The organism is Burkholderia sp. Z1, assembly GCF_014893795.1.
Taxonomy (GTDB): Bacteria; Pseudomonadota; Gammaproteobacteria; order Burkholderiales; family Burkholderiaceae; genus Burkholderia; species Burkholderia theae.
Map to the genome: position 1 here is coordinate 2,816,306 of NZ_JACFYL010000001.1, position 26,475 is coordinate 2,842,780.

The 26,475-nt window shown below is 67.1% G+C and carries 28 protein-coding genes; 15 read left to right on the plus strand and 13 right to left on the minus strand.

Translation table 11 applies throughout. The features are described from left to right. Positions 1-128 precede the first annotated feature (128 nt). Positions 129-446 (plus strand): hypothetical protein, encoded by a 318-nt coding sequence (locus H3H55_RS13040; protein WP_193098825.1) that lies wholly within the window; start codon positions 129-131, stop codon positions 444-446. 202 nt (positions 447-648) lie between these two features. Here the strand turns inward: H3H55_RS13040 and H3H55_RS13045 are convergent, their stop codons facing one another. Continuing rightward, positions 649-1,050: a hypothetical protein gene (locus H3H55_RS13045; RefSeq protein ID WP_129512691.1), complete on the minus strand. Its 402-nt coding sequence runs from the start codon at positions 1,048-1,050 to the stop codon at positions 649-651. 117 nt (positions 1,051-1,167) lie between these two features. On the opposite strand from H3H55_RS13045, the gene H3H55_RS13050 reads away from it, so the two are divergent. Further along, on the plus strand, positions 1,168-1,548 hold the full coding sequence (locus tag H3H55_RS13050; protein WP_193098826.1) for a DUF5594 family protein: 381 nt from the start codon (positions 1,168-1,170) through the stop codon (positions 1,546-1,548). Between the two features lie 185 nt (positions 1,549-1,733). Continuing rightward, complete coding sequence (locus tag H3H55_RS13055; protein WP_048249200.1) at positions 1,734-3,101, plus strand: MFS transporter; 1,368 nt, start codon at positions 1,734-1,736, stop codon at positions 3,099-3,101. 19 nt (positions 3,102-3,120) lie between these two features. On the opposite strand, the gene H3H55_RS13060 is transcribed toward H3H55_RS13055, so the two are convergent. From H3H55_RS13060 to H3H55_RS13070, 3 genes are all read right to left on the minus strand, one after another. Continuing rightward, positions 3,121-3,714 carry an AAA family ATPase gene (locus tag H3H55_RS13060; protein WP_193098827.1) on the minus strand — a complete coding sequence of 198 codons (594 nt, stop codon included), beginning with the start codon at positions 3,712-3,714 and terminating at the stop codon, positions 3,121-3,123. Continuing rightward, entirely contained in the window at positions 3,707-5,128 is a 1,422-nt protein-coding gene (gene otsA, locus H3H55_RS13065; RefSeq protein WP_193098828.1) for an alpha,alpha-trehalose-phosphate synthase (UDP-forming), read from the minus strand. The genes H3H55_RS13060 and otsA overlap by 8 nt, the downstream gene beginning before the upstream one ends. A 138-nt stretch (positions 5,129-5,266) precedes the next feature. Further along, on the minus strand, positions 5,267-5,464 hold the full coding sequence (locus H3H55_RS13070; protein WP_193098829.1) for a hypothetical protein: 198 nt from the start codon (positions 5,462-5,464) through the stop codon (positions 5,267-5,269). Between the two features lie 286 nt (positions 5,465-5,750). On the opposite strand from H3H55_RS13070, the gene H3H55_RS13075 reads away from it, so the two are divergent. Together H3H55_RS13075 and H3H55_RS13080 are read left to right on the plus strand one after the other, a co-directional pair. Beyond that, positions 5,751-6,302: a hypothetical protein gene (locus H3H55_RS13075; RefSeq protein ID WP_048249196.1), complete on the plus strand. Its 552-nt coding sequence runs from the start codon at positions 5,751-5,753 to the stop codon at positions 6,300-6,302. Then, on the plus strand, positions 6,299-6,793 hold the full coding sequence (locus tag H3H55_RS13080) for a hypothetical protein (protein WP_193098830.1): 495 nt from the start codon (positions 6,299-6,301) through the stop codon (positions 6,791-6,793). Before H3H55_RS13075 ends, H3H55_RS13080 begins: the two co-directional genes overlap by 4 nt. Positions 6,794-6,851: 58 nt before the next feature. Here H3H55_RS13080 and H3H55_RS13085 read toward each other — a convergent pair whose 3' ends face one another. Beyond that, the gene (locus tag H3H55_RS13085; protein ID WP_048249194.1) at positions 6,852-8,189 is read right to left on the minus strand and encodes an AAA-associated domain-containing protein; all 1,338 of its coding nucleotides are present in this window, start codon (positions 8,187-8,189) and stop codon (positions 6,852-6,854) included. Positions 8,190-8,211: 22 nt separating this feature from the next. Beyond that, entirely contained in the window at positions 8,212-9,969 is a 1,758-nt protein-coding gene (locus H3H55_RS13090; RefSeq protein ID WP_129512698.1) for an ABC transporter permease, read from the minus strand. Positions 9,970-10,422: 453 nt separating this feature from the next. On the opposite strand from H3H55_RS13090, the gene H3H55_RS13095 reads away from it, so the two are divergent. After that, the gene (locus tag H3H55_RS13095) at positions 10,423-10,689 is read left to right on the plus strand and encodes a hypothetical protein (RefSeq protein ID WP_011545926.1); all 267 of its coding nucleotides are present in this window, start codon (positions 10,423-10,425) and stop codon (positions 10,687-10,689) included. A gap of 45 nt (positions 10,690-10,734) precedes the next feature. On the opposite strand, the gene H3H55_RS13100 is transcribed toward H3H55_RS13095, so the two are convergent. Continuing rightward, complete coding sequence (locus tag H3H55_RS13100; protein WP_193098831.1) at positions 10,735-12,051, minus strand: ATP-binding protein; 1,317 nt, start codon at positions 12,049-12,051, stop codon at positions 10,735-10,737. Beyond that, the gene (locus H3H55_RS13105) at positions 12,035-12,760 is read right to left on the minus strand and encodes a response regulator (RefSeq protein ID WP_009693256.1); all 726 of its coding nucleotides are present in this window, start codon (positions 12,758-12,760) and stop codon (positions 12,035-12,037) included. Before H3H55_RS13105 ends, H3H55_RS13100 begins: the two co-directional genes overlap by 17 nt. 224 nt (positions 12,761-12,984) lie before the next feature. On the opposite strand from H3H55_RS13105, the gene H3H55_RS13110 reads away from it, so the two are divergent. Then, complete coding sequence (locus H3H55_RS13110; protein ID WP_193098832.1) at positions 12,985-13,533, plus strand: periplasmic heavy metal sensor; 549 nt, start codon at positions 12,985-12,987, stop codon at positions 13,531-13,533. 69 nt (positions 13,534-13,602) lie between these two features. On the opposite strand, the gene H3H55_RS13115 is transcribed toward H3H55_RS13110, so the two are convergent. Further along, complete coding sequence (locus H3H55_RS13115) at positions 13,603-14,301, minus strand: pirin family protein (protein WP_193098833.1); 699 nt, start codon at positions 14,299-14,301, stop codon at positions 13,603-13,605. 372 nt (positions 14,302-14,673) lie between these two features. Here H3H55_RS13115 and H3H55_RS13120 point away from each other — a divergent pair, with 372 nt between their 5' ends. The 4 genes from H3H55_RS13120 (at position 14,674) to H3H55_RS13135 (ending at position 17,865) form a co-directional block, all read left to right on the plus strand. Beyond that, complete coding sequence (locus H3H55_RS13120) at positions 14,674-15,450, plus strand: ABC transporter substrate-binding protein (protein ID WP_048249409.1); 777 nt, start codon at positions 14,674-14,676, stop codon at positions 15,448-15,450. Positions 15,451-15,667: 217 nt separating this feature from the next. Further along, on the plus strand, positions 15,668-16,357 hold the full coding sequence (locus tag H3H55_RS13125; RefSeq protein WP_129512701.1) for an ABC transporter permease: 690 nt from the start codon (positions 15,668-15,670) through the stop codon (positions 16,355-16,357). Further along, entirely contained in the window at positions 16,354-17,067 is a 714-nt protein-coding gene (locus tag H3H55_RS13130) for an ABC transporter permease (protein ID WP_129512702.1), read from the plus strand. The genes H3H55_RS13125 and H3H55_RS13130 overlap by 4 nt, the downstream gene beginning before the upstream one ends. A gap of 18 nt (positions 17,068-17,085) precedes the next feature. Continuing rightward, positions 17,086-17,865 carry an ABC transporter ATP-binding protein gene (locus H3H55_RS13135; RefSeq protein ID WP_129512703.1) on the plus strand — a complete coding sequence of 260 codons (780 nt, stop codon included), beginning with the start codon at positions 17,086-17,088 and terminating at the stop codon, positions 17,863-17,865. Positions 17,866-17,917: 52 nt separating this feature from the next. Here H3H55_RS13135 and H3H55_RS13140 read toward each other — a convergent pair whose 3' ends face one another. Further along, the gene (locus tag H3H55_RS13140) at positions 17,918-18,415 is read right to left on the minus strand and encodes a GNAT family N-acetyltransferase (protein ID WP_193098834.1); all 498 of its coding nucleotides are present in this window, start codon (positions 18,413-18,415) and stop codon (positions 17,918-17,920) included. A gap of 133 nt (positions 18,416-18,548) precedes the next feature. Here H3H55_RS13140 and H3H55_RS13145 point away from each other — a divergent pair, with 133 nt between their 5' ends. Together H3H55_RS13145 and H3H55_RS13150 are read left to right on the plus strand one after the other, a co-directional pair. Further along, entirely contained in the window at positions 18,549-19,475 is a 927-nt protein-coding gene (locus H3H55_RS13145) for a LysR family transcriptional regulator (RefSeq protein ID WP_193098835.1), read from the plus strand. 553 nt (positions 19,476-20,028) lie between these two features. Next, positions 20,029-21,105, plus strand: a complete 1,077-nt coding sequence (locus H3H55_RS13150) for a porin (RefSeq protein WP_193098836.1) — start codon at positions 20,029-20,031, stop codon at positions 21,103-21,105. A 143-nt stretch (positions 21,106-21,248) separates the two neighbouring features. Here the strand turns inward: H3H55_RS13150 and H3H55_RS13155 are convergent, their stop codons facing one another. Continuing rightward, a complete protein-coding gene (locus H3H55_RS13155) occupies positions 21,249-21,587 on the minus strand; it encodes a P-II family nitrogen regulator (protein ID WP_006398637.1) in 339 nt (112 codons plus the stop codon). An 83-nt stretch (positions 21,588-21,670) separates the two neighbouring features. Continuing rightward, on the minus strand, positions 21,671-23,392 hold the full coding sequence (locus tag H3H55_RS13160; protein ID WP_193098837.1) for an NAD+ synthase: 1,722 nt from the start codon (positions 23,390-23,392) through the stop codon (positions 21,671-21,673). A gap of 108 nt (positions 23,393-23,500) precedes the next feature. On the opposite strand from H3H55_RS13160, the gene H3H55_RS13165 reads away from it, so the two are divergent. Together H3H55_RS13165 and H3H55_RS13170 are read left to right on the plus strand one after the other, a co-directional pair. Beyond that, a complete protein-coding gene (locus H3H55_RS13165) occupies positions 23,501-24,679 on the plus strand; it encodes a GNAT family N-acetyltransferase (RefSeq protein WP_193098838.1) in 1,179 nt (392 codons plus the stop codon). 100 nt (positions 24,680-24,779) lie between these two features. Next, a complete protein-coding gene (locus H3H55_RS13170) occupies positions 24,780-25,640 on the plus strand; it encodes a GIY-YIG nuclease family protein (protein ID WP_193098839.1) in 861 nt (286 codons plus the stop codon). 55 nt (positions 25,641-25,695) lie between these two features. On the opposite strand, the gene ppa is transcribed toward H3H55_RS13170, so the two are convergent. Next, positions 25,696-26,223 carry an inorganic diphosphatase gene (gene ppa, locus H3H55_RS13175; protein WP_193098840.1) on the minus strand — a complete coding sequence of 176 codons (528 nt, stop codon included), beginning with the start codon at positions 26,221-26,223 and terminating at the stop codon, positions 25,696-25,698. Positions 26,224-26,475 lie beyond the last annotated feature (252 nt).

Consider the following 26,475-nt stretch of genomic DNA (forward strand, 5'->3'; position numbering starts at 1 on the left):
AAACAAATGAGCCCCGGATGTTAACACTTTCGCATCAGGACCTTACGGCGCTGTAATTTGGCGACACAATTCCGAACAGCCGGCAATCCTCTTGCGCGGTACTTATAGGGGAACCAACGGAGAACACCATGCTGAAGCTCATCACCGCCGCCGGCGTCGCGACCCTGCTGGCCGGCTGCGTCGTCGCTCCCGACGGCGGATACGGCTACGGGCAGCCCTACTATTCCAGCCCGGGCTACGCGTACGGCCCGTCGCCCGTGTACGGCACGGTCAACATCTGGGGTGGTGGCGGCGGACGCGACTGGGATCGCGGCCGGCGCGACTACCACCACTGGGACGGCGATCGCGGCAATCGCGGCGGCAACGGGTGGCACGGCGGCGGACGCGGCGGCGACTGGAACGATGGCGGCGGTCGCGGTGACGGTGGCGGCGGTCATCGCCACTGACGTGCAATTGCAACCGTTTGTATCCACGCACGGCCCGCCGACAGCCGATGCGTCACGCAGACGAACGAACGGACGGCCGCGCAAACGACAACAGGCCCTCGCACGAAGCGAGGGCCTTTTGTTGTCCGGTCAGGCGAAGCGAACTCCGATTGGTGCCGGGTGTCCGGCACCGAACCCGCTCACGCGTCGCGCGCTCGCCCGCTTACCACCCGGCCGGTTGCGCGTAGCCGCCCGACACCGGCGCACCGCACACATACGCGCGCTGGTAGCGGTCGTAGCAATAGTTCGGGCCGTCGTCCTGGTACTGCGCCTGCTGGTAGGTCGGATAGGCGGGCTGCTGGTACGCGGGCGCCTGATAGTACGTCGGCGGCTGATAGGCCGGTGCCTGGTATGCGGGCGCCTGATACGCGACGGGCGGATTCATCGCGGACGTCACGATCGCGCCCAGCACCGCGCCGCCGATCAATGCGCCGATGACGGCGCCGCCGTCGTGGCCATGCGCGGACGCCGGGCCCGCCACGGCGAGCGAACCGGCGAGAACACACACTGCGGCAATCTTTTTCATGATGGACTCCCACGCGAAGTGGTACTGGATGCGATGCATTGTGGCGGCACGCGGCCGTAATAGATGCAGCAAGTGGTAACGCGCCATTACGCGTGTCACGCACGCCGAAACGCGGCGTCGCCGTGCTACGATTTTCGGCACACAGGAGACGCCTTCATGCAGCCCGAAACCGCCCGCCGTTTCGATACCGAATTCGCGCCGCGCATCGCGCAGGCCATCGCCGCCTTCTTCGCCGATCACGTACTGACCGATGTCGTCCCGTACGGCGGGCACGGGCACCCGACGCGCGTGCAGATCCGCAGCGCGCCGCACGAGCACGTGAGCGGCTTCGTGCATCCGCTGAATCTCGAGCTGACCTGGGACACCGACGAAATCGAGCGGCTGATGGAGCCGGACGGCCCGCAGCGCTTCGAGCACTACCTGGCCGCGCTGCCGAAAAAGCTGGGCGCGTGGCAGAGTGCGCGCGACATCGATCTCGCGTCGCGCACGCAGGCCGACTCGCTCGTGCGGCTCGGCGGCCTCGACTTCGAAGGCTGAGTGTCCGTGCCGGCCGGCAGCCGGGCGTGCCGGCGTCGCGCAATTCGGCCCGGTGATACACTCGACCGGCCCCGTCCCGGCGCAGCCGCGCCGGCCGGGCCGTTCATCGCCGCCTCCACCCTTCCGCATGGTTGCGCACGCAACCGGCAACCGGGCGCGCGGACAACCACGCTTTCGTTCCCGCCATGAACGCCGATACCGGCCTGCCGCTTCCGCAACGCTACTGGGCGATCGTCTGCGTCGCCCTGGGCATCACGCTTGCCGTGCTCGACGGCGCCATCGCGAACGTCGCGCTGCCGACGATCGCGCGCGACCTGCACGCGTCCGACGCCGCATCGATCTGGATCGTCAACGCGTACCAGCTCGCGGTCACGATCACGCTGCTGCCGCTCGCGTCGCTCGGCGAGCGCATCGGCTATCGCCGCATCTACATCGCCGGGCTCGCGCTGTTCACCGCGGCGTCGCTCGGTTGCGCGCTCGCCGGCTCGCTGCCGATGCTGGCCGTGATGCGCGTGATCCAGGGGTTCGGCGCGGCCGGCATCATGAGCGTCAACGCGGCGCTCGTGCGAATGATCTACCCGTCGTCGATGCTCGGGCGCGGACTGTCGATCAACGCGATGGTGGTCGCGCTGTCGTCGGCGATCGGGCCGACGGTCGCGTCCGCGATCCTGTCGTTCGCGTCGTGGCCGTGGCTGTTCGCGGTCAACGTGCCGATCGGCATCGCCGCGGTACTCGGCAGCCTGCGCGCGCTGCCGGCCAACCCGTTGCACGACGCGCCGTACGATTTCCCGAGCGCGCTGATGAATGCGTGCGTGTTCGGCCTGCTGATCACGGCGGTCGACGGGCTCGGCCACGGCGAAGGCCATGCGTACGTCGCGGCCGAGCTGGGCATCGCGTTCGTCGTCGGTTATTTCTTCGTGAAGCGCCAGCTGTCGCAGCCGGCCCCGCTGCTGCCGGTCGACCTGATGCGCATCCCGATGTTCGCGCTGTCGATCTATACGTCGATGGCATCGTTCACGTCGCAGATGCTCGCGTTCGTCGCGCTGCCGTTCTGGCTGCAGAACTCGCTCGGCTTCTCGCAGGTCGAGACGGGCCTCTACATGACGCCATGGCCGCTCGTGATCGTGTTTGCCGCGCCGCTCGCGGGCGTGCTGTCGGACCGCTATTCGGCCGGCATCCTCGGCGGGATCGGGCTCGCGCTGTTCGCGGCCGGGCTGCTGTCGCTCGCGACGATCGGCGCACACCCGGGCACCGTCGACATCGTGTGGCGCATGGCGCTGTGCGGCGCGGGCTTCGGGCTGTTCCAGTCGCCGAACAACCGCGCGATGCTGTCGTCCGCGCCGCGCGAGCGCAGCGGCGGCGCCGGCGGCATGCTGAGCACCGCGCGGCTGACCGGCCAGACGCTGGGCGCCGCGCTCGTCGCGCTGATTTTCGGGCTCGCGCCCGATCGCGGGCCGACGATCGCGCTTTATGTCGCCACGGCATTCGCAGCGGTGGCCGCGGTCGTGAGCATGCTGCGCATCACATCGCCGCGGCCGGACGCGGCAACCTGATACTGCCGTGCGCCGCACGTCATGCGGCGTCGAGCGCGTCCATCACGAAGCGCACGCGCGCCTTCACGTTCACGCACGGCAACTCGATCAGCCGATAGCCGTATGACGTGTAGCACTCGACCATCGCGTCATAGGTGCGCACGGCTTCCGCGAAATCCTGCCGGCGCTCGGTGTCCTGCGCATAGATCTCGGGCCACGGCGGCGCGATGAACACGCGCCGGTGATAGCGGAAACGGCGGGCCGCGGCTTCCGCGTGCGCGGGCACCGCCAGCCCCGTCAAGCGCAGGTAGCCGACCACATCCGGCACGCCGCGGTCGAAGAACACCGGCCCGCGCGCCTGCCGCGCGAGATGGTACGAACGCATCTCCCAACTCAGCATCAGCTCGGCAAACGCGGCCGGATCGCGCCACGGCAGCGCGTGGCCGTCGACGGCCATCTGGTCGCGGATCACGCCTCGCCCAGCCTCCTGCGAGCGCGCGAAACCGGCACGCTCGAGCGCATCGAGCAACGTACTCTTTCCCGAACCCGGGCCGCCCGTCACGACGAAGAAACGGCCGGTTGCGTCGTCGGTCGCTTCGTCCCCGGCACCGGCCCGCTGCGCGGACTCACACATGCGCAGCCCGCCTGCCCGCACGCCGCGTGACCGACGCGGCCGCCGCGACACTGCGCAAGTCGGCGACGAACGTATCGCGCCAGACCGACAGGTCGTTCTCGCGCAGCCGCGCGAGGTTCTCCTCGTGACGCGCCTGCCGTTCCGCGAGCGGCATCGACAGCGCGCGTTCGAGCGCCTCGGCCATCTGCGACAGGTCGTATGGATTGACGAGCAGCGCGCCGGTCAGCTCGGCCGCCGCACCCGCGAACTCCGACAGCACGAGCACGCCCGGATCGGCCGGATCCTGCGACGCGACATACTCCTTCGCGACCAGATTCATCCCGTCGCGCAGCGGCGTCACGAAGCCCACCTGCGACATCCTGAAGAACGCCATCAGCAGGTTGCGTTCGTACTTGCGGTTCAGGTACTGGATCGGCGTCCAGTCGAGTTGCGAAAAGCGGCCGTTGATGCGGCCGGCCTCGCCTTCGAGCGTTTCGCGAATGTCCTGGTAGGTCTTCACGTCGGAGCGGGTCGGCGGCGCGATCTGCACGAGCGACACGCGCCCCTGCCAGCCCGGCGCGTTCGCGAGCATCCGCTCGAACGACTGGAAGCGCTCGACGAGCCCCTTCGAATAATCGAGGCGGTCGACGCTCATCACGAGCTTGCGGCCGTCGAGCGCCTCGCGCAGCATCTTCACCGGCTTGCGCGTGCCGTACTGGACGGCCACCTGCGCGATCGCGTCCGGATGCACGCCGATCGGATAGGCGGCAACCTTCACGACGCGGCCATGCGCATGCAGCATCCCGTCGTCGCTCGCCGCACCGATCCCGCGCCGCTCGATGTAGTCGGTGAACGCCTGCTTGTCGGTCTCGGTCTGGAAGCCCGCGACGTCGTACGCGCACATGAACTTCACGAGTTCCTCGTGCGGCGGCACGAGGCGCAGCATGTCCGGCGACGGAAACGGGATGTGCAGGAAGAAGCCGATCGGGTTCTTCACGCCGAGTTCGCGCAGGTAATGCGCGAACGGCAGCAGGTGGTAGTCGTGCACCCAGATCAGGTCGTCGGGCCGCAGCAGCGCGGCGAGCTGCTTCGCGAGCATCGCGTTCACGCGCAGATAACCCGCGTATTCCTGCCGGTCGAAGCGTGCGAGATCGCCGCGGTAATGGAACACCGGCCACAGCGTCGCGTTCGAGAAACCGCGGTAGTACTGGTCGTAATCGCGCCGGGTCAGCCCGACCGTCGCGTACGTGACGTTATCGTCCCGCTGGATCGCGGGTTCGGCGTCGGGCGCACCGACGATCTCGCCATTCCAGCCGAACCAGACGCCGCCGGTTTCCTTCAGCGCGTCCATCACGCCGACGGCGAGGCCGCCCGCGCTGGGGCGCGTGTCCTCTCCGGCGGCGACCCGGTTCGATACCACGATCAATCTGCTCATCCGGCTTCCCCTCCTCGATTCGATTGACTGGCGCGCGGCGTGCGCCAACGCTGATGCAGCGGCCCGAAGGCAGCCGCGCGGCGATTCAGATCTGAGAAATGCAGTGAAATGCGACAGCGGAATGCGACGACGACGGGATCAAGCGTCCTGCTCCTGACCCAGGTCGCGTTGATAGTCGAGCCCTTCCGGGCGGGCGCCGCCCTGGTTGTGATCGCCGTCGGACGGCGACTCGCCGGGCGCGCCGGCAGGCGGTGCGGTTGGCGCGTCGGTCTGCGGACGCGCACGGTCGGCCTCCGCGTCGGGCGACCGGGGTGACAACCGTTTAGAACGGCGCATGGCTGGGTGTCTCATATTCGGCGCGGCTCGAGGCCGTCGTAGAAACATTCCATAACAAAACAGTCTAGGTCGGTTCCTCGCACGCCAAGGTAACAATTGCCTTCAATTTGTAACGTTTCGACCCTTCGTCAGCCATCTGCCCGAGAATAGCGCCGCGCGCCCGCGCGACAAGCCGTTCGGCGATTTGTCAAAGCTTTGCATTTTTCCTATGACAATTGCGAAACAATGACGCGGCATGGAGGCGCGCATGCGTCGCCGCTCACCCAGACAGGACTTTTACTCAGGGATGAACATTCGTTTCGAATCGACGCGCCGGGCCATGCCGGCGCGCGTCGTGCTGGCCGCGATCGCCACGGCCGCACTGTTGTCCGGCTGTAACTCGCTGTACAGCGAAGGCGCGACAGCCGGCGCCGGTATCGCAGGCGCCGCGATCGCTTCCAAGGTCACCAACAACGCCGCCGTCGCGACGGGCATCGGCCTCGGCGCCGTCGCCGGCGCACGGGCGGGCGTCCAGTACTCGCAGCGCGTCGCGCACCGCTACACGCAGGAACAGATCGCGAAGGCGGCCGGCCCGCTCGACGTCGGCGGGGTCGCGCCGTGGTCGACGCACCACTCGTTCCCGATCGAGGACGACGAGCAGGGTCGTGTGACGGTCAGCCGGATGATCAGCATCGGCCCGCTCGACTGCAAGGAAATCGTGTTCGCGGTCGACACGCCCGCGAAGCCCGACAAGGCCGCGCAAGCGGCGTTCTACGTCGCCACGATCTGCCGCGACGGCCCCGTGTGGAAATGGGCATCGGCCGAACCCGCGACCGAACGCTGGGGCGCGCTGCAATGAGCGTCGCGATCCGTATCGCGGCGATCGGCGCGCTGTGCGCGGCGGCGGTTTCGCTGTCGGGCTGCGGGTCGGTCGGCGCGGCGAGCGGCGCGCTTGCCGGCGCGGCGACGGGCCTCGTTACCGCGAACCCGGCGGTTGGCGTCGGCGTCGGGATTGCCGTGCAGGCCGCGACCGACGAGGCCGTCAACCGCACGATGAAGCAGCTCCATCAGAACCAGCAGGACGCGATCGCGAAGGTGGCCGGCGGCCTGGCCGTCGGCGAAGTGAAGCCGTGGAAGGTGAAGAACACGCTGCCGCTGGAAAACGGCGAAGGCGAAGTGCGCGTCACGCGCGCGTATTCGTCGGCGCTCGCGCTGTGCAAGGAATTCGCGTTCTCGGTGAAGGACGGCGACAAGGCCGACTGGTATTTCGCGAATGCATGCCAGCAAGGCATGCACTGGAAGTGGGCGTCGGCCGAACCGGCCGTGGACCGCTGGGGCAACCTGCAGTAACGGCGCGCTGCACCGCGCATCGCGCGCGGATGCCGGGCCTCGCGGCCCGGCATGTCGATCAGGACTCGACGTCCTCGAGGCTGAAGATCTCGGTCTGGTCGTTGTACGAGAAGATCTCGCCGTAACGGCCCCAGTCGATCACCGCGTCGAGCGTTTCCTCGGCCGCGCCGTCCGACAGCGAATCCTCCAGCTCCTGCTCGAAGCGCACGCGCGGCGCGCGGTGCCCCGGGCGCTCGTTCAGCACCTTCTTGATCCGCGCGGCGAGCGGCACGTGCTTCAGCAGGTGATCCGCGAACATCAGCTTGCGCTCCTGCGTGCCGAATTCCGCGAACACGCGCCCCGGCGGCGTCAGGAACACGTCGCCTTCCCGCACGTCCGCGAAACCGAGGTACTGCAGCACTTCGGCGATCGGGAACAGGTCGTCGACCTCGAGGTGCAGCGTGCGCGCGATTTCCGGCATGTCGGCGCGGCCGTGGTACGGCGCCATCGCAAGCGTTTCGATCAGGCCGGCCATCAGGTTGGTCGACACCTGCGGCAGCCAGCTGCCGAGTTCGAGCCCCTTCTTCGTCGCTTCGTTGGTCTGGCGCGCGGTCATCTTCGCGTAGATGTCGTCGACCAGCTTGCGGAACGCCGGGTCGAGCCGGTTGCGCGGGTGCTTGAACGGCACCTTGATCTCGGCGATCACGCGGCCCGGATTCGACGACAGCACGAGGATCCGGTCGCACATGAACACGGCTTCCTCGATGTTGTGCGTGACGATCAGCACCGACTTGATCGGCATCCGGCCCTGCGTCCACAGGTCGAGCAGGTCGGTACGCAGCGTCTCGGCCGTCAGCACGTCCAGCGCCGAGAACGGTTCGTCCATCAGCAGGATCGTCGGATCGACGACCAGCGCGCGTGCAAAGCCCACGCGCTGGCGCATGCCGCCCGACAGCTCGCGCGGATACGCGTTTTCGAAACCGTCGAGACCGATCAGGTCGATGGCCGCGAGCGCACGCTCGCGCCGCTCGCGTGCGCCGACGCCGAGCGCCTCGAGGCCGGCTTCCACGTTCTGCAGCACGGTGAGCCACGGGAACAGCGCGAAGGTCTGGAACACCATCGCGACGCCTTCGGCCGGGCCGCTCAGCGGCTTGCCGAGATAGCTCACTTCACCGCCAGTCGGCTCGATCAGGCCGGCGATGATCCGCAGCAGCGTGGATTTGCCCGAGCCGGAACGGCCGAGCAGCCCGACGATCTCGCCTTCGCGCAGCGACAGGTTCGCGTCGTCGAGCACGAGCAGCTCGCCTTGCGTCTTGTTGAAGCCGCGGCAGACGTGATCGACGCGCAGGATTTCCTCGCCGAGGCGCGGTGGCTGGGACGTCTGGATGGGGGCGTTTACAGCATTCGGATTGTGCATCGCGTTTCGCTCTCAATCGGTCTCAGTCGAGCCGCAGCTTCGCTTCGGCAAAGGCATACAGCGGGCGCCACAGCAGGCGGTTGAACAGGGTGACGAACAGGGACATCACGGCGATGCCCAGGATGATCTTCGGAAAATCGCCGGCGGCGGTCGTCTGTGCGATGTAGGCGCCGAGGCCGTGCGCCTCGATCTTGGTGTTGCCCCACTGCACGGCTTCCGACACGATGCTCGCGTTCCATGCGCCGCCCGATGCGGTGATCGCGCCGGTCACGTAGTACGGGAAGATGCCGGGCAGGATCGCCTGCCGCCACCACTGCCAGCCACGGATGCGGAAATTCGTCGCCGCTTCGCGATAGTCGTTCGGGTAGGACGTTGCACCGGCGATCACGTTGAACAGGATATACCACTGCGTGCCGAGCACGATCAGCGGCGACAGCCAGATATCGGCGTTCAGGTGGAAGCGCGCGATCACGATCACGAACACCGGAAACAGCAGGTTGGCCGGGAACGCGGCGAGGAACTGCGCGAGCGGCTGCAGCTTCTCGGCCAGCCTCGGGCGCAGCCCGACCCACACGCCGATCGGCACCCAGATCACCGACGCGATCGCGATCAGCACGACCACGCGCAGCAGCGTGATGAGCCCGAGCACGAACACATGGCCGACCTCGGCCATCGTCACGCCGGACGACACGAAGGTGACGACGCGCCACACGATATAGGCCGTGCCGATCAGCACGAGGATCGCCCACGCGATGTCGACGGTGCGCGACGCCTTCTTCTCGACGCGCGGCAGCGCGAAGCGCATCGCGCCCGACAGCGGCAGGCGCAGCGGAATCCGCGCGGCCTTCGCGAAGAACCAGCCGGCCGGCACGAGCAGCTGATGGATCAGGCGCGTGCGGCGCACGAGATCGAGCAGCCACGACTCCGGCGCGTTGCCCGAGCTCGTGTTCTCCATCCGGAATTTGTCGGCCCACGCGACGAGCGGGCGGAACAGGAACTGGTCGTACGCGAGGATCACGACCGTCATCGTGACGATCACCCAGCCGATCGCGCCGAGGTTCTTGTCCGAGATCGCCTGCGCGAGATATGCACCGATCCCCGGCAGCGTGATGGTCTGGTTGCCGACGGTGATGGCTTCCGATGCGACGACGAAGAACCAGCCGCCCGACATCGACATCATCATGTTCCAGATCAGGCCAGGCATCGAGAACGGCACCTCGAGCTTCCAGAAGCGCTGCCAGGACGTCAGGTGGAAGCTCCGCGACACCTCGTCGAGATCGCGCGGCACCGTGCGCAGCGACTGGTAGAAGCTGAACGTCATGTTCCACGCCTGGCTCGTGAAGATCGCGAAGATCGCCGCGAGCTCGGCGCCGAGCACGCGGCTCGGGAACAGCGCGAGGAAGAACGTGACCGTAAACGAGATGAAGCCGAGCACCGGCACCGACTGCAGGATGTCGAGGATCGGGATCAGCACCATGCCCGCGCGGCGGCTCTTGGCCGCGAGCGTGCCGTAGACGAGCGTGAACACGAGCGACGCGACCATCGCGGCGAGCATCCGCAGCGTGGTGCGCAACGCATATTCGGGCAGGTTCGACGGGTCGAGCGAGATCTTCTGCGTCTGCAGGACACCGATCGGCGCCATCGTTTCGTGGAAACCGACGATTGCCATCGCCAGCAGGCAGATGATCAGCGGAAACGCGATGAAGTCCCACCGGTTCGGCAAAACGCGCCATGCGGACGCGTTGGCGGTCCGGTTCGGATTGAAGAATCCGACGTCCATCAGGCGCCCTCCCCGGTAAGGCCGAACGAAGCCGGCAGTCGATGTTGATTCATGGCAAAGCGCACGGGCGCGGTAATTCGATTGACTGACGATCTCGCGCAGGCGCGATGCGCCGTGCGTGCAAGCTGCTTCCCGCGCGGTCCCGGTCGAGTCGGCCCGCGACGGCACGACACTACACCAACCTGTATTTCAGGTACAACCGTCCGGGGACGGCCAGCCGGCGCACGGATCGTGCCCGGCGCGCGGGCGGACGGCGGGTGCGCGGTAGGAGCAGCCCGGCCGCAGTCCTTCGGCCGGCATGCAGGCCCGAATTATGCCGTGATCCGGCCCGGCCGTGAACCCGCCTGCCGCACGTGGGCGCAAACCGTGTCGGGCGTCAGCAGCCGGAAACGGCGAAGCGGGTATGATCGGGGCTAGCCCCTTGGGGATCGATCGACGAGCGGGAGGAAGGGAATGGCAGGAAACTTGGTGATCGTCTGCCGCGATCAGGATGCCGACGCGTTCTACGAACTGATGCAGGAGTATGGATCGTTCCAGACGCGGCTGTCGTCGACTGCGTGGTACCTGAACATGAACGTCGTGCCGGAATCGCTGCAGGAGGAAATCCTGGAGCGCCTCGGCCGATATACGACCGTGTACATCTTCGAGGCCACCACCGTGACCTACAACACGATCGACAGCAACGCGGCCGAGACGCTCGGCACGCTGTTCGGCGAATGATGCCGCGCGGCGCCCGCCCGGCCGGGCAGGCGCCGCATGCAACCCTTACGCAGCCTGTGCGTGGGGTTCGTCCTTCGGCACGACCTCGAACGGGAACGTCATCGCGACGCGCAGGCCGCCTTCCGGGCGGTTGCCGATGTCGCACGCCCCGCCCAGCCTGAGCACGAGCCGCTCGACGATCGCGAGCCCGAGCCCGCTGTGGCCGTTGCCGCCACGGGCCGGGTCGAGCCGCACGAACGGCCGGGTGGCGGCCGCGAGGTCGCGCGGCGCAATCCCGCCGCCGCTGTCGCTGACCGACAGCACATAGCCGGTCGGCGTGCGCTCCGTCTCGACCAGCACGGGCGGCGCGCCGTACGCATGCGCGTTGTCCAGCAGGTTCGACAGGATCCGGTCGAGCGTCGCCGTCGGCAGCCGGAAGCCCGGATCGGCGTCGAGCCGCGTCTGGACCGTCGGCGCGTTCGGCGCGACCGCACGATAGCTGCGCGCGATCCGCTCGCATGCCTGGTCGACCGGCACCGGCTCGCTGCGGTCCGAGCCGCCGTGCGCAAACACCAGAAACTGGTCGACGATGTGCGACATCGAGTCGACGTCGCGCACGACACCGTCGCGCAGCCGCGCGTCGTCCATCATTTCCGCACGCAGCCGCATCCGCGCCAGCGGTGTGCGCAGGTCGTGCGCGACGCCCGCCAGCATCACCGCGCGGTCGCTCTCGGCCTGCGACACCTGTTCCACCATCTGGTTGAAACCATGCGTGAGCTGGCGCAGCTCGCGCGGACCGCGCTCGCGCAGCGGCGGCACCGGCTGCCCGCGGCCGAAGCGCGCGACCGCGCGCGCCAGCGAGCGCAACGGCTGCTGCAGCTGCCAGGCCGCGAACAGCGCGGCGATCACGCCGGCCGAGAAGATCGTGCCGAGCCACAGCAGCATCCGGTCCAGCGAGCGCGGCGGCCGCAGCGGCTGCACGGGCACCACGATCCAGTTGCGGTCGGCCGGCTCCTTGACCCACAGCACGGGCGGATGGCCGGGCGCGCCGATCTCGACGCGCGTGCCGGGCGGCATCCGCTCGCTCACGTCGTCGCGGAACCGCTTGAGCGCCGCCGGCAGGTTCGACACGTCGTTCTTCGGCACGTCGGCGCTGTCCGGCGTCACGAGCCGCACGCGGGACGGCAAAGGCTGGTCGGGCGTGCGCTCGACGTGCTGGCGCACCGCATCGACCAGGAACGCGGCCTCTTCGACCGCGTAACGCGTCTGCATCTGGTTGCGCTCGAGCCGCATCGCGAAAAACCACGCGAAGTGCGACAGGAGCAGCACACCGACGACGAGCAGCGCCAGCCGCCCGAACAGTGAATCAATGGGTTTGCGCATGGGCCTCGCCGTCGGGCACGAATACGTAGCCGCGCCCGCGCACCGTCTGGATGAAGCGTGGCGTCGACGGATCCGTTTCGAGGATGCGGCGCAGGCGCCACACCTGGACGTCGATGCCGCGGTCGGTGCCGTCGTACTCGGGCCCGTGCAGCAGCTCGAGCAGCCGCTCGCGCGTGAGCGTGCGCAGCGCATGGTTCACGAAGATCTTCAGCAGCGCGAATTCGCTGCTCGACAGCGTGGCCGGCTTGCCGTCGACCGACAGCGTGCGCGCCTGGAAGTCGAGCACGAAGCGGCCGAACGCAAACGGTTCGCGCTGTTCGGGCGCGGCCGCCGACGGGGTCGCGCGGCGGCGGCGCAGCACGGCCTGCACGCGCGCGAGCAACTCGCGCGGGTTGAACGGCTTGCCGAGGTAATCGTCCGCGCCGAGCTCGAGCCCGACGATCCGGTCGACGTCGTCCGCCCGCGCGGTCAGCATGATCACGGGAATGTCGTCGCCGGCCGCGCGCAACTGGCGCAGCGCGGTCAGGCCGTCCACGCCCGGCATCATCAGGTCCAGCACGATCAGGTCGGGGCGCTCGCGCTCGAGGCGTTTCTCGAGCGTCGCCGCGTCGTGCAGCACGGACACTTCCATCCCCTGGCGCACGAGATAGTCGCGCAGCAGGTCTCGGAGTTCTTGGTCGTCGTCGACGATGAGGATCTGGGTAGTCATGGCTTGAAGTTTACCGCGCGAGGGCGGGGTCAAAGAACGAAACAAAGGGACGAAAGGGTTACTGCGGGTTACCGCGCAAGGGAACTGTAATGCACCGTAACCGGGCCACCTCCCCGCGTAACACCGACCGGGGCCTGCATCGCTAACCTCCGTCTTACCGGATGCGGTACGCGGATTTCCAAATACCGCATCGCCGGACCCTTTGGATACAAGGAGTTTCTGAAATGTATAAGAAGACTTCCCGCGTGGCCATCGCGGCCGCCACTGTGCTCGCTCTCGCATTCGGCACCGCGCATGCCGCGCAGCCCAACGACATGCCGCCGCCGGGCGGCCCCGGCGCCCACCAGATGCACGGGCACGATGGCGGCCCGTTCGGCGTGATCATGAAGCTGCACGACCAGCTGAAGCTCAACGCGTCGCAGGAACAGCAATGGCAGACGGCCATCAACACGATGAAGCAGAACCGTGAAGCGATGCGCAAGAGCCACGAGCAGATGGGCGAACAGTTCAAGGCGCAGCAGAACCAGCCGATTCTCGACCTGAACGCGATGCACGCCGCACGCCAGCAGGCCGAGCAGCAGAACGCGCAACTGCGCGAGCAGACGTCCACCGCCTGGCTCGCGTTCTACAACGGGCTGAACGACCAGCAGAAGACCACGGTCAGCACGGCGCTCAAGCAGCAGTTCGCGAAGATGGAACAGCGTCACGAGAAGATGAAGGAACGCTGGGAACAGCATCGCGCGGCCAAGGCCGCGTCGGCGCCGGCGCAGTAAGCCGGCGGGCCGCTCCCCGGAGCGGCGCCGAAGGGGACGTGGGCGGGTGCTCGCGTCCCTTTTTTTATTTCAGGCGACGTCGAACAGCAGCACCTCGGCCGCACGGCCGCGCGCGAACGCAACCGCGTCCACGCCGCCGATCCGCGCGCCGTCGCCGGCGGCCAGCGCGTGGCCATTGACCTCGACGTCGCCGCGCACCACGTGCACATAGGCGCTGCGCCCGGCCGGCAGGTCGAACGCCGCCGCCTCGCCACCGTCGATCAGCCCCGCGAAAATGCGAGCGTCCGCACGCATCGACAGCGCACCGTCGCCGCCGTCCGGCGCCGCGACCAGCCGCAGCCGGCCGCGTTTCTCGTCGTCGGCGAAGCGCCGTTCCTCATAGCCGGGCCGCCCGCCCCGTTCAGCCGGCTGCAGCCAGATCTGCAGCAGATGCAGCGGCCGGTCGCGCGATGCATTGGTTTCGCTGTGCATGAGCCCCGTGCCGGCGCTCAACCGCTGGATGCCGCCGGCCCGGACGATCGCGCCGCAGCCAAGGCTGTCGCGGTGCGCGAGCGTGCCGTCCAGCACATAGGTGACGATCTCCACGTCGCGGCGCGGCTGCATTCCGAAGCCGCGCGTCGGCGCGATCAGGTCCTCGCTCAGCACGTGCAGCGCGCCGACCGGCGGATGCGCGTTCGCCGCACGGCCGGCGGGCGCAAAGCTGTGACGCGACTCGAGCCAGCCGTGGCGCGTGTGGCAGCGGTCTTCGGCGCGGCGGATCTGGAACATGGGGCGGACACTCCGGGAGGCGGGTTCTCTTTGCGGGTTTACCTCCACTGTAGGGGGACGCCGATGGCGCCACAATCCGCCACCGGCGCACCGCATCGTTGCACCCGCGCGCCCAATTACCGTAATACTCGTTGCGAATACCACGATTGCCGCAACAGCCGAATCGAAGAGTCGAAGAATCGGTCGATCGCGCCGGATTGCCGTTTTCCGGGTATCGCGTTCGGGTAAAATACCGCCCTTTTGGCGATCGCCCTTTCGGCGGCCGCCATCGCCAGAGCGCCGATCGGCGAATTTTGGCCGTCTAGAATACGCCGCGGTGCCCGGTCCGACCGGCCGCGCGCGCCCCGGAAAGTCAGCAACAGAAGGATGGAAATGAAGAAGGCCGCCCTGTGCGCCGCCCTCGCCCTCGTGGCGGGCAGCGCCTTCGCGAAGGAGTGGAAGACCGTGCGGATCGGCGTCGATGCCAGCTACCCGCCGTTCGAGTCGACCGCACCGAGCGGCGAGATCGTCGGTTTCGACGTCGATCTCACCAAGGAGATCTGCAAGCGGATCAACGTGAAATGCGTGTGGGTGGCGCAGGACCTCGACGGGATCATCCCGGCGCTGAAGGCGAAGAAGTACGACGTCATCGTGTCGTCGCTGACCGTCACGGACAAGCGCCGCGAGCAGATCGACTTCTCCGACAAGGTGTACGACGCACCGGCGCGGATGATCGCGAAGACCGGCTCGCCGCTGCTGCCGACGGTCGCGTCGCTGAAGGGCAAGCGCGTCGGCGTCGAGCAGGGCTCGACGCAGGAAACCTACGCGAAGGCGTACTGGGAACCGCAGGGCGTGACGATCATTCCTTACCAGAACCAGGACCAGGTCTATGCCGATCTCGGCTCGGGCCGTCTCGACGCGACGCTGCAGGATGAGCTGCAGGCCGACTACGGCTTCCTGCGCACGCCGCGCGGCAAGGGTTTCGCGTTCGCCGGGCCGGAAGTGAAGGATCCGAAGACGATCGGCGACGGCACCGCGATCGGCGTGCGCAAGGACGATACGGACCTGAAGCTCAAGATCAACCAGGCGCTGGCCGACATGCACAAGGACGGCACGTACGACCGGCTGTCGCACAAGTATTTCTCGTTCAGCGTCTATTCGGCCCGCTGAGCGCCGACCTTGAGAAGCAACGGATGCGGGGGCGGCCCCGCGTCCGGGCAGTAACAGCAGTCAACCACGCGCCGCCCGCCCCCTTGCCCGCCGCTCGCGCGACGGGCTGGCCCGGCATCGTTGCCGGGGCGGACGGTCATGATACGCACGGGGCGTTCCGCGCAGCTTGGCGGGCGCGTCTTTCGCGGCGCACCGCGTGCGCCGTCAAGGACCACATATGTTTCTACAAGGTTACGGCCCGCTGATCCTCGCAGGCACCTGGCAAACCGTCAAACTGGCGGTGCTTTCGCTTGCGCTGTCGTTCCTGCTGGGTCTGCTCGGCGCGGGCGCGAAGCTGTCGCGCAACCGCGTGACGCACGGCATCGGCACCGTCTACACGACGCTGATCCGCGGCGTGCCCGACCTCGTGCTGATGCTGCTGCTGTTCTACAGCCTGCAGATCTGGCTGAACATGGCGACCGACGCGCTCGGCTGGGACCAGATCGACATCGACCCGTTCCTCGCGGGCGTGCTCGTGCTCGGCTTCATCTACGGCGCGTACTTCACCGAGACGTTCCGCGGCGCGTTCCTGTCGGTGCCGCGCGGCCAGCTCGAGGCCGGCAGCGCATACGGGATGACGAACTGGCAGGTGTTCACGCGGATCATGTTCCCGCAGATGATGCGCTTCGCGCTGCCGGGCATCGGCAACAACTGGCAGGTGCTCGTGAAGTCGACCGCGCTCGTGTCGATCATCGGCCTGGCCGACGTCGTGAAGGCATCGCAGGACGCCGGCAAGGGCACGCTGCGGTTCTTCTTCTTCACGCTGATCGCGGGAGCGGTCTACCTCGCCATCACGACGATCTCGAACTTCGTGCTGATGTGGCTCGAAAAGCGCTACTCGACCGGTGTCCGCAAGGCTGACCTATGATCGAACTCATCCAAGAATACTGGCGCAACTATCTCTTCACCGACGGCTACCGCATCACCGGCGTCGCGATCACGCTGTGGCTGCTCGTCGTGTCGATCGGCCTCGGCTTCTGCCTGTCGGTGCCGCTCGCGGTCGCACGCGTGTCGAAGCGGAAGTGGCTGTCGAGCGCCGTGTGGCTCTACACGTACGTATTCCGCGGCACGCCGCTCTACGTGCAGCTGCTGCTCTGCTACACGGGCCTCTACAGCCTGCAGGTCGTGCGCGGCACGCCGCTGCTCGATGCGTTCTTCCGCGACGGGATGCACTGCACGCTGCTCGCGTTCACGCTGAACACCTGCGCGTACACCACCGAGATCTTCGCGGGCGCGATCAAGGCAACGTCGTACGGCGAGATCGAAGCCGCGCGCGCGTACGGGATGACGCCGTTCACGATGTATCGCCGCGTGATCCTGCCGTCGGCGCTGCGCCGCGCGCTGCCGCTGTACAGCAACGAAGTGATCCTGATGCTGCACGCGACGACGGTGGCCTTCACCGCGACCGTGCCGGACATCCTGAAGATCGCCCGCGACGTGAACTCGGCGACCTACATGTCGTTCCACGCGTTCGGCATCGCCGCCCTGCTCTACCTCGTGATCTCGTTCACGCTCGTGTGGCTGTTCCGCCAGGCCGAGCGCCGCTGGCTCGCGTATCTGCGCCCGCAAGGCAAGTAAGTTTTCGCAGGACTATTGATGAATTCCCAGACTCAAAAGCTTTTCGTCGACGATCTGCACAAGCGGTACGGCGACAACGAGGTGCTCAAGGGCGTGTCGCTGAAGGCGAACTCGGGCGACGTGATCAGCGTGATCGGTTCGTCCGGCTCCGGCAAGAGCACGATGCTGCGTTGTATCAACTTCCTCGAGCAGCCGAATGCCGGCCGCATCGTCGTCGACGGCGAGGAAGTGCACACGAAAGCGGACAAGACCGGCGCGCTGCGCGCGGCCGATCCGAAACAGCTTCAGCGCGTGCGCACCAAGCTCTCGATGGTGTTCCAGCACTTCAACCTCTGGTCGCACATGAACGTGATCGAGAACGTGATGGAAGCGCCCGTGAACGTGCTCGGCATCCCGAAGAAGGAAGCCGAGGATCGCGCGCGCGAGTATCTCGAGAAAGTCGGCCTCGCTCCGCGCGTCGAGAAGCAGTATCCGTCGCACCTGTCGGGCGGCCAGCAGCAGCGCGTGGCAATTGCGCGCGCGCTCGCGATGCATCCGGACGTGATGCTGTTCGACGAGCCGACGTCGGCACTCGACCCGGAACTCGTGGGCGAAGTGCTGAAGGTGATGCAGAAGCTCGCCGAGGAAGGCCGCACGATGATCGTCGTCACGCACGAGATGGGTTTCGCGCGCAACGTGTCGAACCACGTGATGTTCCTGCACCAGGGGCGCGTCGAGGAAGAAGGCGTGCCGGCCGAGGTATTTGCCAATCCGAAGAGCGAACGCCTGCGCGGGTTCCTGTCGGGCAGCCTCAAGTAACGCACGACACGCACGACGTGCGAACGGGCGCCCCGCGGCGCCCGTTTTGCGTTTACGCGGCGCTCACCGGTGCGCTGTCGGCGAATGCACGCAACGCGTCGCCCGCGAGCCGGTAACGCACCCATTCGCTCTGCGGCGCCGCGCCGACGCTCTCGTAGAAACGGATCGCCGGCTCGTTCCAGTCGAGCACGCTCCATTCGAACCGCCCGCAGCCCGACTCGACCGCGATCCGCGCGAGCGCTTTCAACAGCCGCAGCCCGGCACCCGCGCCGCGAAAGCGCGGCAACATGTACAGATCCTCGAGATACAGCCCCTGCCGGGCGAGCCAGGTCGAATACGAGAAGAAATACACGGCGAAGCCGGCCGGCTCGCCGTCGACCTCGCACACCAGCGCACGGGCCGGCGATCCCTCGCCGAACAGGCTGCGCTCGAGCGACGCGGGCGTCGCGACCACTTCATGCTCCGCCTTCTCGTAGACGGCCAGCTCGGTAATGAAACGCAGGATCAGCGGCACGTCGGCGACGGTGGTGGAACGGATGTCGATTTGCACGGGTTGAGCCCTCCTTCGGCCCGGATTCGAAACGGCAGGCGCCGCCGCGCAACCGCGCTGGCGCCAATCAGACCGTCATGCTACGTTCATGCGGTGCCTGCAGGAAGTGCAGTTTCTTCATCCAGACCTGAACATGATGCATCCCGACCTGCGCCGTCTCGACCTGAACCTGCTGCTCGTGTTTGACGCGCTGTACCGCCACCGGTCGGTCGCCGCGGCCGCGCACGAGCTCGCAATGAGCCCGTCCGCGCTGAGCCACGCGCTTGCGCGGCTGCGCGACGCGATCGGCGATGCGCTGTTCGTGCGGCTCGGCAACGAGATGCAACCGACCGTGCGCGCCGACGATATCGCCACGTGGGCCGGCGACGCGCTCGACGCGATGTCGAAGGGGCTCGCCCGCGCGCGGCGCTTCGATCCCGCGCAAAGCGACCGCACGTTCGTGTTCGCCGCGACCGACTACACGGCGTTCGCCGTGCTGCCGGCGTTCGTTGCGCGCATCCAGCACGTCGCGCCGCGGCTGCGGATTCGCGTCGTCCATTCCGACCGGAAGATTTCCGTCGACGAGCTCGCGGCCGGCCGCATCGATTTCGCGCTCGGCTACCACGAGGAATCGGCAGCCGACGCGCCGGGGATCGAGGATTTCGACTGGTTCTCCGACGACTACGTCGTGATCGCGAGCGCCGCGCATCCGGACATCCGCAGGCGACTGACGCTCGACCAGTACCTGGCGGCACGCCACGTGGTCGTCACGCCATGGAACGAGTCGCGCGGCGTCGTCGACTACGTGCTCGACCGGCTCGGCCTCGCCCGGCAGGTCGCCGTGCAGCTGCCGACCGTGCTCGCCGCACCGTTCGTGATCGCTGAATCCGCACTCCTGATGACCGTGCCGAACCGTGCCGCGCAGGCGCTGCGGCACGCGGCGCCGATCCGCATCTTCCCCGCGCCGTTCGAGATTCCGCGCTACACGGTGAAGGTCTACTCGCACGCGAAGCATGCGCGCACCGACGCGCACCGCTGGATTCGCGCGCAGCTGCTCGACGCACGGCCGGGCCCCGGCTGAAACCCGGCGCGCGTTGCAGGACGGGCGTTGCGGGCCTTGGAAAGCGGCCGCAGCCGGCCGCCGATTCATTACGAATTACTTACCAATTTCGCATCTTTCGCGCTTACGCCCACGCTTTTGCAACGTCAATAGTGGCAATCCTTGACCCATGCTCGAAAAATTCGTGTCTCCCTTATGGGACAAGGGTTTTCCGGTAGTTGCGAACCCTAGCCGCACCTGTTGCGCACTGTGTTGCATGGCAATTTGGCGACAGGTGTTAGTCAAACAACGATTTCCGTCGCCACAAAATTGTATTTTTGCTAAATTAGTAACCAAAGTAGCAAAACGAAGTTCGTGAAATGTAGTTTAGCTTCACGACACTACAAGGAGACCCCGCAGGCCGATCCGGCCGTGCGCGGGACCGCTCAACGGCATTTCCGTCCGCTTGCCCGCGTGCTGCGCTTACCGGCCCTGCACGAGGTCTCCCTGGTTATCCCGCTTTTGCCCGGCGCTCGTCGCTCCGGGCATCTCGTGCAGTTCTGGGTTGACTTTTTGACAGGGTATGGAGGAGACGATGAAGAAAGCTTTGGTCGCGGCCGCGCTGATGGCTGCTGGGGTAGTGACGGCGCACGCGCAGAGCAGCGTCACGCTGTATGGCCGTCTGGATGCCGGCATCGAGTACTTGAACGGCCTGCAGAACGGCCACCAAGTGCGCGCGGAAAGCGGCGACTGGGGCACCAGCCTGTGGGGCTTGAAGGGTAGCGAAGATATCGGTGGCGGCAACAAGGTCCTGTTCCACCTCGAAGGCGCGTTCAACACGATGACGGGCGGCTTCAGCGGCTCGATCTGGGATCGTTTTGCGACGGTCGGCATCTCGAACGACCGCTACGGTACGCTGCTGTTGGGTCGTGAGCTCGCGATCGCCAACGGCGTGTGGGACTTCGACCCGTTCGGCCAGTCGGCCTGGTCGACCGCATCGCTCGTCCGCGGCCGCAACTGGAACAAGACCAGCAACAACGTGTCGTACCAGTCGCCGCAGTTCTACGGCCTCGACTTCTACGGCCAGTTCGCGTTCTCGAACTCGACCAGCTTCAACGGCAACACGACGGCCGGCCAGCCGGGTCGTGCAGCCGGCGCGCAGGTCACCTATACGAACTCGCTGTTCCAGTTGCGCGGCATCTACGACGAAACGCGCGACAGCAACGGCCGCTTCTCGGACGTGTTCAACTACTCGCGTGAATACTTCGCGGGCGTGAACGTGTTCCTCGGTCAGTTCAAGGTGCAGGCTGCCTACCAGGCATCGCGCGCGGACGGCAGCGGCGGCCCGGCAGTGAACGCCGGCGTGACCGGCACCCAGCAGGTCTGGGGCGGCGTGACGTGGCAGGCAACGCCGGCAGCGGCGCTGATCGCAGCCGTGTATCACGTGAACGCGAACCATGGCGGCGGCAACGCGAACATCTACACGATCGGCGGCTCGTACAACATCTCGAAGCGCACGCTGTTCGACCTGCAGGCTGCGACGGTGCGCAACAGCTCGTCGGCCAACTTCGGCCTGAACGCGAACGGCGCAGGCACGGCCGTGTCGACGGGCAACCCGCATCCGGGCGGCAGCCAGACCGGCGTCTACGCCGGCATCCAGCACCTGTTCTGATCGGGCGCTGCCGGACAACGATTCGACAACACTTTCCACGCTGCTGCGAGAGGCGCGTATCGGTGCGGTACCCAACCGGGTATCGCACCGTTTTTTATTGGCGGGCGGGCTTGGTGCTCAGGGCCCGCTGCCGAATGCGGCGCTCAGACGGCCGCTTCGTTCTCTTCGCCGGTGCGGATGCGGATCACGCGCTCGACGTCCGACACGAAGATCTTGCCGTCGCCGATCTTGCCGGTGCGCGCCGCGCCGATCACCGCGTCGATCACCTGGTCGACCTGCGCTTCCGCGACAACGACCTCGATCTTCATCTTCGGCAGGAAGTCGACGACATACTCGGCGCCGCGATACAGCTCGGTATGCCCCTTCTGGCGGCCGAAGCCCTTCACTTCCGTCACGGTCAGGCCCGTGAGACCCACTTCGGCGAGCGCTTCGCGGACTTCGTCCAGCTTGAACGGCTTGATGATGGCGGTGATGCGTTTCATGGTGGTTGTCCCCCAATGCTCGTATGGATGAAAAATCGCGATCCCGATTGTAAGCCTGCGAGCCGCGTACGGCTCTACACGGCTCAATCGAGACGCTCGGTAAAACGTGACGTGATCGGGTAGCGCCAGTCGCGCCCGAATGCGCGATGCGTGACGCGAATGCCGATCGGCGCCTGACGGCGCTTGTATTCGTTGATCTTGATGAGCCGCGTCACGCGTTCGACGTCGGCTTGCGCATAACCGGCCGCGACGATCTCGGCGAGCGGCCGGTCTTCTTCCATGTACATCCGCATGATCGCGTCGAGCACGTCGTACGGCGGCAGGCTGTCCTGGTCGGTCTGGTTCTCGCGCAGCTCGGCCGACGGCGCGCGCGTCAGGATCCGCTCTGGAATCACGTCGCGCAGCGTGTAGTCGGCCGTTTCGTTGCGATAGCGGCAGAGCCGGTACACGAGCGTCTTCGCGATGTCCTTGATCACCGCGAAACCGCCGGCCATGTCGCCGTACAGCGTGCAGTAGCCGACCGCCATCTCGCTCTTGTTGCCGGTCGTCAGCACGATCGAACCGAACTTGTTCGACAGCGCCATCAGCAGCGTGCCGCGGATGCGCGCCTGGATATTCTCCTCGGTCGCGTCTTCCGCACGGCCCGCGAACTCGCCCGCGAGCGACGCGCGGAACGCGTCGAACATCGGCGCGATCGCGATCTCGTCATAGCGCACGCCGACGCGCCGCGCCATCTCCGCCGCGTCGGTGGTCGAGATGTCGGCCGTGAAGCGCGACGGCATCATCACCGCGCGCACGCGCTCGGGCCCAAGCGCATCGCACGCGACGGCCAGCACCAGCGCCGAATCGACGCCGCCCGACAGCCCGATCAGCGCGCCGGGAAAACCGTTCTTGCCGATGTAGTCGCGCACACCCGTGACGAGCGCGCGGTACACCTGCGCATCCGTCGACAGCTCGCGCGCGATCGCACCGGGCAACGGCCGCGCGCCGTCGAATTCGACAATCGCGTGCCCTTCGTCGAACTGCGGCATCTTCGCGACGAGCGCGCCCTGCGCGTCGAGCACGAACGAGCCGCCGTCGAACACGAGCTCGTCCTGGCCGCCGACGAGGTTCACGTACACCATCGGCAGCCCGGTCTCGCGGATCCGCGCGCGCAGGATGTCGATGCGCACCGCTTCCTTGTTCATGTGGTACGGCGAGCCGTTCGGGATCAGCAGCACCTGCGCGCCGGCCGCTTTCGCGATCTGCGCGGCCGATGCATGCCACGCGTCCTCGCAGATGATCACGCCGTATTTCACGCCGTTCAGCTCGAACACGAGCGGCTCGGCGTCGGTCGCGAAATAGCGCTTCTCGTCGAACACCTCGGCGTTGGGCAGATCCTGCTTGCGGTAGGTGCCGGCGATCTCGCCGCCGACGATCAGCGACACCGCGTTGAAGGTGTCGGTCGGCGGCACGCCGCGCTCGATCGGGCGGTTTGCATTACCATCGACGGCTGGCGCGCGCGAAGCGTCGCCCGGCGGATCGCCGCCCGCGCCGCGCAACGGATGGCCGACCAGCACCGCGAGCCCGTCGAACGCCTTCAGCGCATCGGCGAGCGCGTCGAGCGCGGCGGCCGCCGCCGCGTAGAACGCGGGCCGCAGCAGCAGGTCTTCCGGCGGATAGCCGGACAGCGCGAGTTCCGGCGCGACCATCAGCTGCGCACCATCGTTGTGCGCGGCGCGCGCGGCCGCGACGATCCGTGCGACGTTGCCGGCGAAATCGCCGACGGTGACGTTGATCTGGGCGAGAGCGAGTCGGGTCTTCATGACGGGATCGGCGCAGCCCGGCGGCGCGCCCTGAACGGCTGACGAAATCGTCCCGGACACGGGCCACGGCGGCACGCGTCCGGCAACATCCAACGTACGGATTCACGCTTGAAACACGAACGCATCGATTATCGCACGGGCATCCTGTCGTCCCCCGCGGAGGTGCCGGCCGACGAATGGAACGCGCTGCTCGCGCGCGACGCGCAGCCGACGCCGTTCCTGCGCCACGAATTCCTCGACGCGCTGCACGTCGCGCGCTGCGCGGTCGACGACACCGGCTGGTCGCCGCACTTCGTCACGCTGACCGACGCACGCACGGGCCGCCTCGCGGCCGCCGCGCCCGTCTACGCGAAGCAGCATTCGTACGGCGAATACGTGTTCGACTGGGCGTGGGCCGACGCGTACCAGCGCAACGACCTGCCCTACTACCCGAAGCTGCTGTGCGCGGTGCCGTTCACGCCCGTGCAGGGCACGCGCCTGCTCGCGGCCGACGACGACGCGCGCCGCCGGCTCGCGGCCACGCTGCTCGCGTTCGCCGAGCAGAGCGACGTGTCGTCGCTGCACGTGCTGTTCCCCACCGGCGACGAAGCACGGCTCCTCGAATCGATGGGGATGATGCTGCGTGAAGGCGTGCAGTTCCACTGGATCAACGACGGCTACCGCCACTTCGACGATTTCCTCGCCACGCTCGAGCAGAAGAAGCGCAAGAATATCCGCGCGGAACGGCGCAAGGTGCACGACGCGGGTGTGACGTTCCGGCGGCTCACCGGCGACCGGATCACCGATGCCGACTGGCGCTTCTTCTCGCGCTGCTACCGGCAGACCTATCGCGAGCACTTTTCGAGCCCGTACCTGAACCTCGACTTCTTCCGCGCGATCGGCGCGTCGATGCCCGAGAACCTGCTGCTCGTGATCGCGGAAGCCGACGGAAAGCCGATCGCGAGCGCGCTCGCCGTCTACCGGCGCGGCGAGCATGGCGGCGGCACGCTGTACGGCCGCTACTGGGGGGCGATCGAGCACGTGCCCTGCCTGCATTTCGAAACGGCCTACTACCAGTTGCTCGAATTCTGCATCGAGGCCGGGCTCGACACGTTCGAAGGCGGCGCGCAGGGCGAGCACAAGCTCGCGCGCGGTTTCCTGCCGACCGTCACGCACTCCGCGCACTGGCTCGCGCACCCGGCGTTCTCGGACGCGGTCGCGCGCTTTCTCGAGCGCGAGACCGAGCATATCCACGCGTACGTCGACGAATTGCGTGAACATGATCCGTTCCGGCGCGGCACCGAGTAGTGGCGGCATGCCGCGCCGCTTCCGCAACGGAGACGGCGCCGGTGGCGTTGACGCACGCTTTTTCTGAGACACTGGCGGCTTCGCATCCCGCCGCCCTGCCATGTCCTGGTTTCTGTATCTGATCGAATGCGCCGACGACAGCGTCTACACGGGCATCACGACCGACGTTGCCGCGCGCTTCGACGAGCACGCCGCCGGCAAGGGCGCGCGCTACACGCGCTCGCGCAAGCCGCGCACGGTGCTCGCGTCGTTTCCGCTGCCCGACCGGTCGAGCGCGTCGCGCGCCGAATACTGGGTGAAGCGGCTCACGCCCGTGCAGAAGCGTGAGCTGGCGGCCGGGTTGCGTACGCTGGAATCGGTGCTGCCGGTCGTGGTGACGCTCGACGAGAGCGGCGAAGCAGCGGGTTTGCAGGCGGGCACGCGTGGGCGGAAGAAGGCGAAAGCAAAGGCTGAGAACGTCGACAACGCGACGACGACGGCGGAAACGGAAAAGGCGGCCGGGAAGAGCGAGAAGACCGGCAACGCCAAGAAAGCCGCCAAAACCGCAAAGACCCCGAAGACCGCGAAAACCAAACAAGCCGACAAAGCGCCCAAGGCGGCCAAAGCCGCGCCGGTCGCGAAACGCGCAAAGACCGACGGCGATGCGGTCGCGAAAAAGACCGCGTCGCGCAGCACGCCGGCAAAAAAAGACAAGCCGTCCGCATCCCCTGCGTCGAAAAAGAAAGCACCGGCCGTTGCCGAAAAGTCCGTCGCGAACGGGCGCGACAACGACGCTTCCGCACCGGCCCGCCGTCGTCCATCGGCCAGGAAAGCCGCCGAAGCCACCGCGGTCTCCGTTGCCCCTCGCCGCGTCAAACGCACGCAGGGTGCAAAGGACACGCCAACCACTACCGCCCCGCCCGCTTCCACTTCCGCGCGCAAGAAAACCGCGCGCGCAAAACAAAACCGCGCGGCCTCCTGAGGAGACACGCGCGGTTTGCGTTTCGCACGAACCGGCCGTCGGGCCGGCATGCTGCTTACTTCTTGTAGTTCGCTGCGCCGTCGGTGATTTCCTTGTGCGCCGCTTCGATGCCGGCCCAGCCTTCGACCTTCACCCACTTGCCCTTCTCGAGCGCCTTGTATTGCTCGAAGAAGTGCTTGATCTGGTCCTTCAGGTACTCGGGCACGTCGTCGATCGACTTCAGGCTCGCCGTCATCGGGCAGACCTTGTCGTGCGGCACCGCGACCAGCTTCGCGTCGACGCCCGACTCGTCGGTCATCTGCAGCATGCCCAGCACGCGCGAACGCACGATCGAGCCGGCCAGCAGCGGGAACGGCGTGATCACCAGCACGTCGACCGGATCGCCGTCGCCCGACAGCGTCTGCGGGATGTAGCCGTAGTTCACCGGATAGCGCATGCCCGTGCCGATGAAGCGGTCGACGACGAGGAGACCCAGCTCCTTGTCCGCCTCATACTTCACCGGATCGCTTTGGGCGGGAATCTCGATGATCACGTTGAAATCTTGCGGCAGGTCCTTGCCGGCCGGAACATGATTGAAGCTCATGAGCGCTCTCTGTAGGTCGATGGGAATTCGGGACAGGGCGCCGCGACCGATGCAGCGCCGCGGGCGTCCCCCAAGGGAATGCGCCATTATAGCCAATCGACCGGTGGCATCCGGGTGACGATCGGCGCGATAATCGGTTCCGGATGTCCGGCCGTCGAACGACAGGCGGCGTTGTATGGAATCGGCGGCGGCGCTGACGCGCCGGCGCCGGTCGACCGCGAAGCATGGGACCCGAGTAAGCGCTGAAGCGCT